The sequence below is a fragment of the Haloferax gibbonsii genome (assembly GCF_001190965.1).
GTDB classification, from domain to species: domain Archaea; phylum Halobacteriota; class Halobacteria; order Halobacteriales; family Haloferacaceae; genus Haloferax; species Haloferax gibbonsii.
In genome coordinates this window covers 1377901-1390778 of the sequence record NZ_CP011947.1, presented here as the reverse complement: position 1 = coordinate 1390778, position 12878 = coordinate 1377901, and the positions used below count along the sequence as shown (strand labels likewise).

Here is a 12878-nt window from a genome sequence, read left to right as displayed (position 1 = left end):
GTCAGAGGTCGTCCGTGTTGATGTCCACGCCCGGCGGAGAGACGACGAGGAACTTCCGGAAGTGCATCAGCTGGCCGCCCATATCCTTGATGTCGCGTGCGAAGCCCGACGCGAGCTTGTTGAGGTCGCCCTCGATGGCGAGAAAGAGGACGTTTCCGCGGGCGACGGACTGGACCCACTCGTCGGGCGGGGTCGACCCGTCGAGGACGCCGAGGACCACGTCACCCTCGGCGTCGTCCTCGTCGAGGTGTTCTTCGGCCGTCTGCAAGTTGAGATTGAAATCGCCCATACCCGCTCGGTTGTCGAGCGACGAGAAAAGGGTTCGGTCGAGCCGCGAACGGCTCTGACGGCACAAACGCGCCCATTGGTATCACGTTTCACACGACAGTCGCAGTTTGCTCCACGTTTGTCCAGTCGAGAGCGCGCGCACCGGGTGCTAAATTTTGTTTCTAAATTCTATTTAGTTATATTATCGCTCAGGAGCCGTCGAACGCCGAGCGGACATATCAAGTCAACATATGTCATGATATCGTATAAGGACGTTTAGGTACAGCGATTAGCCCCGAGAGTAGTTGTCACGCAACACCCGCTGAACGTTCGTGATACTGTCGGGGAGAAACGTTTAAATAGGAGTTCGGGCACGTCACTGACACGATGTCTCACAACGACACGGAGGATTCGTCGGGTTCCCCGGCGGGTCGAGTTCTTCCAGGGCACATTAGCCCAACAATCTGAAATCGAAGACGTACGAATCTTCGACACGACACTCCGCGACGGCGAACAGTCACCGCGAACCTCGTTCAGTTACGAGGAAAAGCGCGACATCGCCGAAACCCTCGACGACATGGGTACCCACGTCATCGAGGCCGGGTTCCCGGTGAACTCGGAAGCGGAGTTCGAAGCAGTCGCAGATATCGCTGCTTCGACGGACGCGACGACGTGCGGGTTGGCCCGCGTCGTCGACAAGGATATCGAAGCCGCGCTGGATTCCGGCGTGGACATGGTGCACACGTTCGTGAGCACCAGCGACGTCCAGTTGGCCGACTCGATGCACGCTTCCCGCGAGGAAGCCGTCGAGCGGGCCGTCCGCAGTGTCGAACACGTCCGCGACGCGGGCGTTGAAGTAATGTTCTCGCCGATGGACGCCACCCGGACGGACGAGGACTTCCTCATCGAAGTCGTCGAGGCCGTCTCCGAGGCGGGCGTCGATTGGATCAACCTGCCGGACACCTGCGGCGTGGCGACGCCGACTCGCTTCGCCCGCATGGTGGCGACGGTCAGAGAACACACCGACGCGAGAATCGACGTGCACGCGCACGACGACTTCGGACTGGCGTCGGCGAACGCGATGGCCGGCTTCGAAGCCGGCGCCGCACAGGCGCAGGTGTCGGTCAACGGCATCGGCGAGCGCGCCGGAAACGCCGCCTACGAGGAGGTCGTCATGGCCGCCGAATCCCTCTACGGCGTCGACACCGGCATCGACACGACGAAGATAACCGAGCTGGCTCGCGTCGTCGAGGCGGCGTCCGACATCCCGGTCCCGGCGAACAAGCCGGTCGTCGGCCGCAACGCCTTCTCCCACGAGAGCGGCATCCACGCCGCCGGCGTCATCGAGAACGCCGACACCTTCGAACCGGGCGTCATGACCCCGGAGATGGTCGGCGCGACCCGCGAGTTCGTACTCGGCAAGCACACGGGGACGCACTCGGTACGCAAGCGCCTCGCAGATATCGGGTTCGAGCCCTCGGACGCCGAGGTCCGGGAGGTCACCCGCCGCGTCAAAGACCACGGCGCGGAGAAAGAACGCGTCGACGACGCGACGCTCGAGGTGTTCGCCCGCGACGTGGGTATCACCCACGAGGACGACACGGAGGAGGAGGTCCGCGCCTGATGGCGCCGGGCTGTGGCCCTACGGGGCGACCGCCCTGCTCGCGTCCGACCTCCCGCGCGGCGTGCAATCGTTGCCCGCCGCGAAAGCATTATTACGGCCGGGACGGACGTGTGGCATACGATGACCTCGCACGACGAACACGCGGTTCGCGCGACCCCGGAAGCCGGGGCCAGCGCCGCCGCCGTCGGTGCGATTCGGTCGCTCATTATTGTAGGGGCATAGCCCCCTACCACACCATCTCTCCGTCCCGCGTATTCGCACCGTTTTCAGACACGTCCGCAGTCCCCACAATGGCGCACCAGCACCACACGCAGTCACCAGACAGCCCGTATCGACGACCGACCACACACCACGGAGCCCACACATGAGCGAACGAACCGCAGCCACGACCGACCCCGACGCGACCGACGGGGCAGACGATTCGACCGAGACGCCGACCGAGATTACCTCGGGTTCGACGTCAGTCGTCCGCGCCCTCGAAAACGCCGGCGTCGAGACCGCCTTCGGCGTGCAGGGCGGGGCGATAATGCCCATCTACGACGCGTTGTACCACTCTGACATCCGTCACGTGACGATGGCCCACGAGCAGGGCGCGGCGCACGCGGCCGACGCGTACGGCGTCGTTCGCGGCGACCCCGGCGTCTGCCTCGCCACGTCCGGTCCGGGCGCGACGAACCTCGTGACCGGCATCGCCGACGCGAACATGGACTCCGACGCGGTGCTCGCGCTCACGGGGCAGGTCCCGTCCGACATGGTCGGCTCCGACGCGTTCCAGGAGACCGACACCACGGGCGTCACCGCGCCCATCACGAAGCACAACTACTTCGCCTCGTCGCCCGACACCGTCGGCGACACCGTCGGCGAAGCGTTCGCGCTCGCCGCGGAGGGCCGACCCGGCCCGACGCTCGTCGACCTCCCGAAGGACGTCTCGCTCAACGAGACCGACCGCGAGCCCGGTCCGGCGCAGGCACCCGAGACGTGCCGCGCCCGAACCGACCCGGCCGACTCGCAGGTCGAGGCCGCCGCGCGCGCAATCGAGCGCGCGGAGAAGCCCCTCTTGCTGTTCGGTGGCGGCGTCGTCAAGGCCGACGCGACCGAGGTCGCCCGGAAGTTCGCGACCGAACACCGGATTCCGGTCGTCACCACGATGCCCGGAATCGGCGCGATGCCGGAGGACCACGAACTCTGCCTCTCGTGGGCGGGGATGCACGGCACCGGCTACGCCAACATGGCCATCACGCACACCGACTGCCTCATCGCGGTCGGCACGCGGTTCGACGACCGCCTGACCGGCGGTATCGACACGTTCGCGCCCGAGGCCGAAATCGTCCACATCGACATCGACCCGGCGGAAATCTCGAAGAACGTCCACGCGGACTATCCGGTCGTCGGCGACGCCGGTCGCGCCATCGAGCGCGTCGACGCCGAACTGGGCGAGAGCCCCGACGCGCGCGAGTGGGTCGAACAGTGTCTCACCTGGAAGGAGGAGTACCCGATGGACTACGCGGCCCCGGACAACGAGCCGCTGAAGCCGCAGTTCGTGGTCGAGGCGCTCGACGAGGCCACCCCCGACGAGACCATCGTCACGAGCGGCGTCGGTCAACACCAGATGTGGGCCGCCCAGTACTGGACGTTCACCGAGCCGCGGCGGTGGGTTTCGTCCCACGGCCTCGGCACGATGGGCTACGGCCTGCCCGCCGCAATCGGCGCGCGGGTCGCGGCCGACGACGACGAGACGGTCGTCTGCGTCGACGGCGACGCCTCGTTCCTGATGACGATTCAGGAGCTGTCGGTCGCCGTCCGCGAGAACCTCGACATCACCGTCGCCATCCTGAACAACGAGTACATCGGGATGGTTCGCCAGTGGCAGGACGCCTTCTTCGAGGGGCGACGCATGGCCGCCGGCTACGACTGGTGTCCCCAGTTCGACAAGCTCGCCGAGGCGTTCGGCGCGCGCGGCTGGACCGTCGACTCCTACGAGGAGGTCCCCGGCGCCATCGAGGAAGCGCTCGCGTACGACGGCCCCTCGGTCATCGACTTCCACGTCGACCCGGCGGAGAACGTCTACCCGATGGTCTCCTCGGGCGGCGCGAACGGCAAATTCGCACTCTCGGAGGACCAGTTATGAGCGACAATCGGACAGGACTGCAAGGCCCCGCGCCCGACGAGCGGCCACACCCCGACGGCCGACGCAACGCGCAGGGCATCCGCATCGACCCCGAAGCGGAATCGGAACACGAACCGCGGCGAACGGTCTTTTCGGCCATCGTCGAGGACGAACCCGGCGTGCTCTCGCGCGTCGCCGGCCTCGCCGCCCGCCGTCAGTTCAACATCGAGAGCCTCACCGTGGGCCCGACGACCGTCGACGGCCACTCCCGAATCACGATGGTCGTCGAGGAGCCCGAACCGGGCATCGACCAGATAGAAAAACAGCTCGCGAAGCTCAAACCCGTCATCTCAGTCGGCGAACTGGACGACGACGCCGTCCGCGCGGAACTCGTCCTCCTGAAGGTCCGCGGAGAGGACCCCGACAAGGTCCACGCCATCACGGAGATGTACGACGGCCGCACCCTCGACGCCGGCCCCGAGACCATCACGGTCCAACTCTCCGGCGACGAGCGCAAGATAGACGACGCCGTGGACGCGTTCCGGCGGTTCGGCATCATCGAAATCGCCCGGACCGGCCAGACCGCGCTCGCCCACGGCTCGAAGAAGACCGTCCCCGGAGAGGAACCCGGAACCTCCGGCGAACCCACCAAACCAAACACGAACACGCAATGACAGAACTCACCACGGAAGTTTACTACGACGACGACGCCGACCGCTCCCAAATCGACGACAAGACCGTAGCCGTCATCGGCTACGGCAGCCAGGGCCACGCCCACGCACAGAACCTCGCCGACAGCGGGGTCGACGTGGTCGTCGGCCTCCGCGCCAACTCCTCGTCCCGCGCCGCCGCGGAAGCCGACGGCCTCCGCGTCAAAGAGCCCGCCGAGGCGGCCGCCGAGGGCGACATCGTCTCGATTCTCGTCCCCGACACCGTCCAGCCGGCGGTGTTCGAGCAGATTCGAGGCTCCCTCGAGGCCGGCGACACGCTCCAGTTCGCCCACGGCTTCAACATCCACTACAACCAGATTCGGCCCCCGGAGAACGTCGACGTGACGATGGTCGCGCCGAAGTCGCCGGGCCACCTCGTCCGCCGTAACTACGAGGCGAACGAGGGGACGCCGGGTCTCATCGCCGTCTACCAGGACGTAACGGGCGACGCCAAGGAGGAGGCGCTGGCCTACGCCCACGGCCTCGGCTGCACCCGCGCGGGCGTCATCGAGACGACGTTCCAGGAGGAGACCGAGACCGACCTGTTCGGCGAGCAGGCCGTCCTCTGCGGCGGCGTCACCTCGCTGGTCAAGCAGGGCTACGAGACGCTCGTCGACGCGGGCTACTCCCCCGAGATGGCCTACTTCGAGTGTCTGAACGAACTGAAGCTCATCGTCGACCTGATGTACGAAGGCGGGCTCGGCGAGATGTGGGACTCCGTCTCCGACACCGCCGAGTTCGGCGGGCTGACCCGCGGCGACCGCGTCGTCGACGAGCACGCCCGCGAGAACATGGAAGAGATTCTGGAGGAGGTCCAAGACGGCACCTTCGCCCGCGAGTGGATTCTGGAGAATCAGGCGGGCCGGCCGTCGTACTCCCAGCTGAAGGACGCAGAAGAGAACCACCACATCGAACAGGTCGGCGCGCCGCTGCGCGACCTGTTCGCGTGGGCCGACGACGAAGAAGAAGCGGACGCGGAGAAAGCCGAAGCACCGGCGGACGACTGAACACGACACCAATGACACGCGACGACACGACCGACCGAATGCGAGACATCAGCCACACGAACCCCTATACGGGCGAGACGTTCACCACGGTCTACGAGCGCGGCCCGGCCGTCACCGACGGCGGACAGAGCGACGCGACGCCCGCGGCGGCGGACACGGACGCGACCGAGACCGAGACGATGGGCGACGTGGACCACACGCCCCGCAACGGCGAGGGCGCGAACCAGGTCTGGGAACGCGGCCACGACGACCGCGTCGTACCGGGTGACGGACATGAGTGAGGGAACGCTGTACGACAAGGTCTGGGAGGAACACACGGTCTCGGAGCTACCGACCGGCCAGACGCAGCTGTTCTGCGGCCTGCACCTCATCCACGAGGTGACGAGCCCGCAGGCGTTCGGCATGCTGCAGGAGCGCGACCTCGAAGTCGCCTACCCGAACCGGACGCACGCGACGGTCGACCACATCGTCCCCACGTCGGACCAGTCGCGGCCGTTCCGCGACGACGCCGCGGAGGAGATGATGGCCGAGCTCGAACAGAACGTCCGCGACGCGGGCATCAACTTCTCGGACCCGACCTCGGGCGAACAGGGTATCGTCCACGTCATCGGGCCCGAGAAGGGACTCACCCAACCCGGCATGACTATCGTCTGCGGCGACAGCCACACCTCGACCCACGGGGCGTTCGGCGCGCTCGCGTTCGGTATCGGCACGAGCCAGATTCGTGACGTGCTGGCGACCCAGACGGTCGCGATGGAGAAAAAGAAGGTCCGGAAGATAGAGGTCACGGGCGAACTCGGCCCCGGCGTCGAGGCCAAGGACGTCATCCTCGAAATCATCCGTCGCCTCGGGACCGAAGGCGGCGTCGGCTACGTCTACGAGTACGCCGGCGAGGCCATCGAGAACCTCGACATGGAGGGTCGGATGAGCATCTGTAACATGTCCATCGAGGGCGGCGCTCGCGCGGGCTACGTCAACCCCGACGAGACCACCTACGACTGGCTGAAAGAGACCGAGTACTTCCAGGAGAACCCCGAGCGGTTCGACGAACTCAAGCCGTACTGGGAGTCCATCCGCTCCGACGAGGACGCCGAGTACGACGACGTCGTCACCATCGACGGCTCCGAACTCGAACCCGTCGTCACGTGGGGGACCACGCCCGGACAGGGCGTCGGCATCACCCAGCCCATTCCGGCCCCCGAGGACCTGCCCGAGGAGAAGCAGGACACCGCCCGGATGGCGCAGGAACACATGGGCGTCACGCCCGGCGAGACGATGGAGGGCTACGAAATCGACGTGGCGTTCCTCGGCTCGTGTACCAACGCCCGAATGCCCGACCTCCGCCGCGCGGCGGGAGTCGTCGAGGGGCGGCAGGTCGCCGACGGCGTCCGCGCGATGGTCGTCCCCGGCAGTCAGCGCGTCAAGGCCGCCGCGGAGGCGGAGGGCCTCGACGAGATATTCAAGGAAGCCGGCTTCGAGTGGCGCGAGGCGGGCTGTTCGATGTGTCTCGGCATGAACGAGGACCAGTTGGAGGGCGACGAGGCCTCCGCGTCCTCGTCGAACCGCAACTTCATCGGTCGGCAGGGGTCGAAAGACGGCCGCACCGTCCTGATGAACCCGCGAATGGTCGCCGCCGCGGCCGTCACCGGGCACGTGACTGACGTGCGCGAACTGAAGGAGGTGAGCGTCGCATGACCGACGAGATTCCCGAAATCGACTCGGCGTCCGGCTCCGGCGTTCCCATCCGCGGCAACGACATCGACACGGACCAGATAATTCCGGCGCGGTTCATGAAGGTCGTCACGTTCGACGGCCTCGGCGAGTTCGCGTTCTTCGACCAGCGCTACGACGAGAACGACGAACCCAAAGACCACCCGATGAACGAGCCGCAGTTCCAGGACGCCGCCATCATGGTCGTCAACGCCAACTTCGGCTGTGGCTCCTCCCGGGAGCACGCCCCGCAGGCGCTCATGCGCTGGGGCATCGACGCCATCATCGGCGAGTCGTTCGCCGAGATTTTCGCGGGCAACTGCCTCGCGCTCGGCATCCCGACGGTCACCGCCGACCACGACACCATCACCGAACTGCAGGACTGGGTCGACGAGCACCCGGACGCAGACATCGACGTGGACGTGGAAAACGAGACGGTCACCTACGGCGAGAAGACCGTGGACGTGACCGTCGACGACGCACAACGGAAGGCGCTCACCGAGGGCGTCTGGGACACGACGGCGCTCATGAAGTCGAACGCCGACGCGGTCGCCGAGAAAGCCGCTTCCCTGCCCTACGTCGATGACTGAGGAAATCGTCGTCATCCCCGGCGACGGCATCGGCGCGGAGGTCATCCCGGCGGCTGTTGACGTGCTGAAGGCCGTTGGCGACTTCGAGTTCGTCGAGGCCGACGCGGGCGACCACGTGAAGGAAGCCACGGGCGAGGCGCTCCCGCAGGAGACCTACGACCTCGCGGCCGAGGCCGACGCGACGCTGTTCGGCGCGGCCGGCGAGACCGCGGCGGACGTCATCCTCCCGCTTCGGACCGCGGTGGACTCCTTTGTCAACGTCCGCCCGGCGAAGGCCTACCCCGGCGTCGACGCGCTCCGTCCGGAGACGGACCTCGTCTTCCTCCGGGAGAACACCGAGGGCGTCTACGCCGGTCACGAAGACCGCCTCTCCGAGGACCTCTCGACGCTCACGCGCGTCGTCACCACCTCGGCGTCCGAGCGACTCGCCGAGTACGCCTGCGACTACGTCGGCGGCGAGGGCGGCAGTTTCCAGGTCGCCCACAAGGCGAACGTGATGCGCGAGACGGACGGTCGCTTCCGCGATGCCGTCGTCTCCGTCGCCGACGACCGCGGCGTCGAGACCGAGGAAGTCCTGATGGACGCCTTCGCGACGCGCGTCTGTCTCGACCCCACGCAGTTCGACACCATCGTCTGTCCGAACCTCGCGGGCGACGTGCTGTCCGACCTCGCCGCCGGCCTCGTCGGCGGTCTCGGACTGCTCCCCTCGGCGAACATCGGCCCGGACGCCGCGCTGTTCGAACCGGTCCACGGCTCCGCGCCCGACATCGCCGGCGAGGGTATCGCCAACCCGGCCGCGACGATTCTGTCCGCGGCGATGCTGCTCGACTACCTCGACTACGAGGAGGAAGCCGACCGCGTCCGGTCGGCCGTCGAAGGCGTCCTCGCCGACGGGCCGCGCACGCCCGACCTCGGCGGCGACGCCTCCACGGAGGACGTGACCGCCGCGATTCTCGACCGACTCTGAGCGTCGGCGACCCACCGAATCGGCGGTTCGACGTTCGTTTCGAGCGTTCTCGTTTTCGTTTTTGATCGTTTTCTCACCGGCGAGCACACCGTGTTCGTTCTTGTGTGAGATTTGGCTGTTTCGAACAGATACGGGCGGAATCCAACATAAACAATTAACACTACTCCCCGACCTATCTTCCACCTAACGAGGAATCGCTACCGATGTTACCAGCAGAGCGCAAACGCCGCATCGTCGAACTCGTCTCCGACTCGGACGGCCGGTCGGTCGAGTCGCTGTCCGACCACCTCGGCTATTCGAAGGCGACGATACGACGTGACCTGCGCGAACTCGAAGACCGTGGGCTCATCGAGCGGTCGCACGGCGGAGCCGTCCCCGTGACCTCCGTCGGGCGCGAGCAGACCTACGGCCAGAAGGAAGTACAGAATCTCGAAGGGAAACGCGCGATCGCGGACCGCGCGGTCGAAGAACTGGCCGAGGGACAGGTCGTGTTCTTCGACGCGGGGACGACCACGATGGAGGTGGCCCGGAAGGTCCCCAAGGACGGGACGACACTCGGCGTCACCAACTCGCCGCGACTCGCCATCGAACTGAACGAGGAGGACAACGAGGTCAAACTCACCGGCGGGACGCTCCGGCGGCGGACGAAGGCGCTCGTGGGGCCGACCGCGGAGTCGTTCATGGAGCGGACGAACTTCGACCTGCTGTTCCTCGGCACGAACGGGCTGGACGTGGACTCCGGCCTCACGACCCCGAACGAGGACGAGGCGCGGATGAAGGAGCTGATGGTCGAGAAGGCCGCGAAGGTCGTTCTCGTCGCGGACCTCTCGAAGCTCGGCCGACGGAGCTTCGTCCAGTTCGCATCGCTCGAAGACATCGACCTGTTTATCACCGACGGAACGCTCGACGCCGACTCTCGCGAGGAGATAGAGAACGCGGGCGTCACCGTCGTCGACGGAGTTGCACGATGATTCTCACAGTCACCCCGAACCCAGCAGTAGACCACACGATTCACTTCGACGAACCGCTTCAGCCCGGCGTCGTCCACCGGACCGACGACGCGGTGTTCACCGCGGGCGGCAAGGGCATCAACGTCGCCAAGTACGTCTCGGCGCTCGACGCCGACGCGACCGCTTCGGGCTTTCTCGGCGGCCACTTCGGGAAGTTCGTCCGCGACCGACTCGACGCCGACGGCATCGCCTCGGACTTCGTCACCGTCGACGCGGACACGCGCCTGAACACGACCGTGCTCGCGGAAGACGGCGAGTACAAACTCAATCACAACGGCCCGCAGATTCGTGCAGCCGACGTGGACGAACTCGTCGAAACCGCGCAGGCGAACGAGCCCGACACGCTCCTCGTCGGCGGCAGTCTCCCGCCGGGGATGTCCCTCGCCGACGTCGATAGACTCGCCCGCGCGGGCGACTGGCAGATTGCGGTGGACATGGGCGGCGAGTACCTCGCCGAACTGGACGCCGACTACTACGTCTGCAAACCCAACCGTTCCGAACTCGCGACGGCGACGGGTCGAACGGTCGAGACCGAAGCCGACGCCATCGCGGCCGCCGAGGAGCTTCACGCGCGCGGGTTCGAGTACGTGCTGGCCTCGCTCGGCGCGGACGGCGCGCTCCTCGTCACCGACAGCGAGGTCCTCTCTGCGCCCGCGCTCGACGTTGAGGTCGTCGATACGGTCGGCGCGGGCGACGCCGTCATGTCCGGCTTCCTCGCCGCGCGCGAACACGGGCTTTCGGACGCCGACGCCCTCCGAATGGGCGTTCTGACCGCGTCCCGCGTCGTCGGCGTCGCGGGCACCCGCGTCCCGCACCTCGAAGACGTGCTGACGAACGAGACGCACGTCGAGGTGACGACGGTTCGGAGCCGGTGATTCTCAGATGAACGTTTGTTAACGACTGAAACGCTCAGTAACGTTCATATTCGAAAGGGTTTTTGAGCACATTTGCGTATGTTCTTTCGTAGGGGTGGCAACACTATGGCAAACGACGCAGAAGACGCGGTTCGGTCCTACCTCACTTCGGTGAAGGAGGACCTCATGACTGGGGTATCGTTCATGATTCCGTTCGTGACTATCGGCGGAATCTTCCTGGCGCTGGGCTACGCCGTAGCCTCGCTTTCGAACAACGTACAAGACGTATTCAACAGCACGGGGACCGCCGGCTGGTTCCTCGCGCAGATCGGCGTCGCTGGGCTGACGCTGATGGTTCCGGTGCTCGGCGCGTACATCGCGTACGCCATCGCCGACCGTCCGGGCCTCGCACCGGGCTTCATCCTGTCGTACATCATCCAGCAGGGCAACGTCCTGCAGGCGGCCGGTGACGTCATCGGTCTCCAGGGTGGCTCCGCCGGCGCGGGCTACCTCGGCGCTATCGTCGCCGGGTTCCTCGCCGGCATCGTCGCGCGCTGGTTCAAGCAGCGCGACGTGCCCGAGTTCATCGCACCGATGATGCCCGTGCTCCTCATCCCGGTCGCGACGACCGCGGTGCTCACGCCCATCATGCTGTTCGTGCTGGGCGTCCCGATTTCCATCGCGAACGCGGGACTCACGAACTTCCTGAGCAACATGCAGGGCGGCGGACAGGCGATTCTCCTCGGGGGCATCCTCGGGGCGATGATGGCGGCCGACATGGGCGGCCCCATCAACAAGGTCGCCTACGTGTTCTCCGTCGGCCTCATCTCCGAGGGCGTCACCGCGCCGATGGCCGCGGTCATGATCGCGGGTATGGTCCCGCCGATCGGCCTCGCGCTGTCGAACTTCATCGCGCCGCAGAAGTACGCGGCCGAGATGTACGAGAACGCCAAGAGCGGCGTGCTCCTCGGCTTCTCCTTTATCACTGAGGGCGCGATTCCGTACGCGGCGGCCGACCCGGCCCGCGTCATCCCGAGCGTCGTCGCCGGCAGCGCCGTCGCCGGCGCGGCCTCGATGGCGCTCGGCGTGAACATGCCGGCTCCGCACGGCGGCATCTTCGTGGTTCCGCTGTCGAACCAGCCGTTCATGTTCATCGCGTGCATCCTGCTGGGCTCCATCGTCACCGCGGTCATCGCGACGGCCATCAAGCCGAACTTCGACGCCAAGGTGGCCGCCCAGAGCTCCGACGACTGACCACACCGAACTAATCTTTCCAGACCCGAACGAAGTACAATACAATGGACGTCACTGACATCAGCACCATCACACCGCTCGAACTGATATCGCTCGAAGAGCCGCCGGCGACGAAGGAGGGAGCCATCGAGTTCCTCCTCGACCTCGCGGTCGACGCCGGCCGCGTCGACGACCGAGACGCCGCGCTCGACGCCCTCCTCGAACGCGAGGAAGAGGCGACGACCGGCGTGGGCTTCGGCATCGGCATCCCGCACGCGAAGACCGACGCCGTCTCGAAGCCGACGGTCGCCTTCGCGCGCTCGACCGAGGGCATCGACTTCGACGCCATGGACGACAAGCCGGCGAAGCTCCTCTTTATGATTCTCGTCCCCGCGGCGGGCGGCGAGGACCACCTGCAGATTCTGAGCGCCCTCTCGCGGTCGCTCATGCACGAGGACGTGCGCGAGAAGCTCCTCGAAGCCGAGAGCAAGCAGACCGTCCAGGACGTGCTCGCCGAGGTGGTCGAGTGATGGAGCGGACCGTCACGGTCGTCCCCGAAGACGGGCTCCACGCCCGCCCGGCCTCGCAGTTCGTCGAGACCGCGAACTCCTTCGACGCCGACGTACAGCTCGGCCGCGCCGACGAGGACGACCTCGTCCCCGCCGCCAGCATGCTCGCGGTCACCGGTCTCGGCGTCGGACACGGCGAGTCGGTCCGACTCGTCGCCGAGGGTGACGACGCGGAAGCGGCACTCGACGCCCTAGAGGACATCCTTTCGACGCCCGAAGCCAAACAGTAA

General features: G+C 66.5%; 14 protein-coding genes. 13 read left to right on the top strand and 1 reads right to left on the bottom strand.

Annotated features, from left to right (window positions below; all coding sequences use genetic code 11):
* Position 1: 1 nt before the first annotated feature.
* Positions 2–289 (bottom strand): DUF5779 family protein, encoded by a 288-nt coding sequence (locus tag ABY42_RS07345; protein WP_004976976.1) that lies wholly within the window; start codon positions 287–289, stop codon positions 2–4.
* A 357-nt stretch (positions 290–646) separates the two neighbouring features.
* Here ABY42_RS07345 and ABY42_RS07340 point away from each other — a divergent pair, with 357 nt between their 5' ends.
* The 13 genes from ABY42_RS07340 (at position 647) to ptsH1 (ending at position 12878) form a co-directional block, all read left to right on the top strand.
* Positions 647–1891, top strand: coding sequence for a LeuA family protein (locus tag ABY42_RS07340; RefSeq protein WP_231608308.1), 1245 nt, complete (start codon positions 647–649; stop codon positions 1889–1891).
* A 364-nt stretch (positions 1892–2255) separates the two neighbouring features.
* A complete protein-coding gene (gene ilvB, locus ABY42_RS07335; protein ID WP_050459071.1) occupies positions 2256–4019 on the top strand; it encodes a biosynthetic-type acetolactate synthase large subunit in 1764 nt (587 codons plus the stop codon).
* The gene (ilvN, locus tag ABY42_RS07330; RefSeq protein WP_050459070.1) at positions 4016–4672 is read left to right on the top strand and encodes an acetolactate synthase small subunit; all 657 of its coding nucleotides are present in this window, start codon (positions 4016–4018) and stop codon (positions 4670–4672) included. The genes ilvB and ilvN overlap by 4 nt, the downstream gene beginning before the upstream one ends.
* Positions 4669–5715 (top strand): ketol-acid reductoisomerase, encoded by a 1047-nt coding sequence (gene ilvC, locus ABY42_RS07325; protein ID WP_004976982.1) that lies wholly within the window; start codon positions 4669–4671, stop codon positions 5713–5715. Before ilvN ends, ilvC begins: the two co-directional genes overlap by 4 nt.
* Positions 5716–5726: 11 nt before the next feature.
* Complete coding sequence (locus ABY42_RS07320; RefSeq protein WP_050459069.1) at positions 5727–5996, top strand: hypothetical protein; 270 nt, start codon at positions 5727–5729, stop codon at positions 5994–5996.
* The gene (gene leuC / locus ABY42_RS07315) at positions 5989–7410 is read left to right on the top strand and encodes a 3-isopropylmalate dehydratase large subunit (protein ID WP_004976987.1); all 1422 of its coding nucleotides are present in this window, start codon (positions 5989–5991) and stop codon (positions 7408–7410) included. The genes ABY42_RS07320 and leuC overlap by 8 nt, the downstream gene beginning before the upstream one ends.
* Complete coding sequence (gene leuD / locus ABY42_RS07310; RefSeq protein WP_004976990.1) at positions 7407–8015, top strand: 3-isopropylmalate dehydratase small subunit; 609 nt, start codon at positions 7407–7409, stop codon at positions 8013–8015. Before leuC ends, leuD begins: the two co-directional genes overlap by 4 nt.
* The gene (leuB, locus tag ABY42_RS07305) at positions 8008–8982 is read left to right on the top strand and encodes a 3-isopropylmalate dehydrogenase (RefSeq protein WP_004976994.1); all 975 of its coding nucleotides are present in this window, start codon (positions 8008–8010) and stop codon (positions 8980–8982) included. Before leuD ends, leuB begins: the two co-directional genes overlap by 8 nt.
* Positions 8983–9185: 203 nt before the next feature.
* Positions 9186–9953, top strand: a complete 768-nt coding sequence (gene glpR, locus ABY42_RS07300; protein ID WP_004976998.1) for an HTH-type transcriptional regulator GlpR — start codon at positions 9186–9188, stop codon at positions 9951–9953.
* The gene (gene pfkB, locus ABY42_RS07295) at positions 9950–10867 is read left to right on the top strand and encodes a 1-phosphofructokinase (RefSeq protein ID WP_004977000.1); all 918 of its coding nucleotides are present in this window, start codon (positions 9950–9952) and stop codon (positions 10865–10867) included. The genes glpR and pfkB overlap by 4 nt, the downstream gene beginning before the upstream one ends.
* Positions 10868–10972: 105 nt before the next feature.
* Positions 10973–12100 carry a fructose PTS transporter subunit IIC gene (gene ptfC, locus ABY42_RS07290; protein WP_004977002.1) on the top strand — a complete coding sequence of 376 codons (1128 nt, stop codon included), beginning with the start codon at positions 10973–10975 and terminating at the stop codon, positions 12098–12100.
* Positions 12101–12144: 44 nt separating this feature from the next.
* Positions 12145–12609 carry a fructose PTS transporter subunit IIA gene (gene ptfA / locus ABY42_RS07285; protein WP_004970773.1) on the top strand — a complete coding sequence of 155 codons (465 nt, stop codon included), beginning with the start codon at positions 12145–12147 and terminating at the stop codon, positions 12607–12609.
* Positions 12609–12878, top strand: a complete 270-nt coding sequence (ptsH1, locus tag ABY42_RS07280; protein WP_004977004.1) for a phosphocarrier protein HPr — start codon at positions 12609–12611, stop codon at positions 12876–12878. Before ptfA ends, ptsH1 begins: the two co-directional genes overlap by 1 nt.

Bases quoted from the DNA above. Each gene is read 5' to 3' on its own strand.
- ABY42_RS07345 (WP_004976976.1), bottom strand. From the start codon at position 289: ATGGGCGATTTCAATCTCAACTTGCAGACGGCCGAAGAACACCTCGAC.
- ilvB (WP_050459071.1), top strand. From the start codon at position 2,256: ATGAGCGAACGAACCGCAGCCACGACCGACCCCGACGCGACCGACGGG.
- ilvN (WP_050459070.1), top strand. From the start codon at position 4,016: ATGAGCGACAATCGGACAGGACTGCAAGGCCCCGCGCCCGACGAGCGG.
- ilvC (WP_004976982.1), top strand. From the start codon at position 4,669: ATGACAGAACTCACCACGGAAGTTTACTACGACGACGACGCCGACCGC.
- ABY42_RS07320 (WP_050459069.1), top strand. From the start codon at position 5,727: ATGACACGCGACGACACGACCGACCGAATGCGAGACATCAGCCACACG.
- leuC (WP_004976987.1), top strand. From the start codon at position 5,989: ATGAGTGAGGGAACGCTGTACGACAAGGTCTGGGAGGAACACACGGTC.
- leuD (WP_004976990.1), top strand. From the start codon at position 7,407: ATGACCGACGAGATTCCCGAAATCGACTCGGCGTCCGGCTCCGGCGTT.
- leuB (WP_004976994.1), top strand. From the start codon at position 8,008: ATGACTGAGGAAATCGTCGTCATCCCCGGCGACGGCATCGGCGCGGAG.
- glpR (WP_004976998.1), top strand. From the start codon at position 9,186: ATGTTACCAGCAGAGCGCAAACGCCGCATCGTCGAACTCGTCTCCGAC.
- pfkB (WP_004977000.1), top strand. From the start codon at position 9,950: ATGATTCTCACAGTCACCCCGAACCCAGCAGTAGACCACACGATTCAC.
- ptfC (WP_004977002.1), top strand. From the start codon at position 10,973: ATGGCAAACGACGCAGAAGACGCGGTTCGGTCCTACCTCACTTCGGTG.
- ptfA (WP_004970773.1), top strand. From the start codon at position 12,145: ATGGACGTCACTGACATCAGCACCATCACACCGCTCGAACTGATATCG.
- ptsH1 (WP_004977004.1), top strand. From the start codon at position 12,609: ATGGAGCGGACCGTCACGGTCGTCCCCGAAGACGGGCTCCACGCCCGC.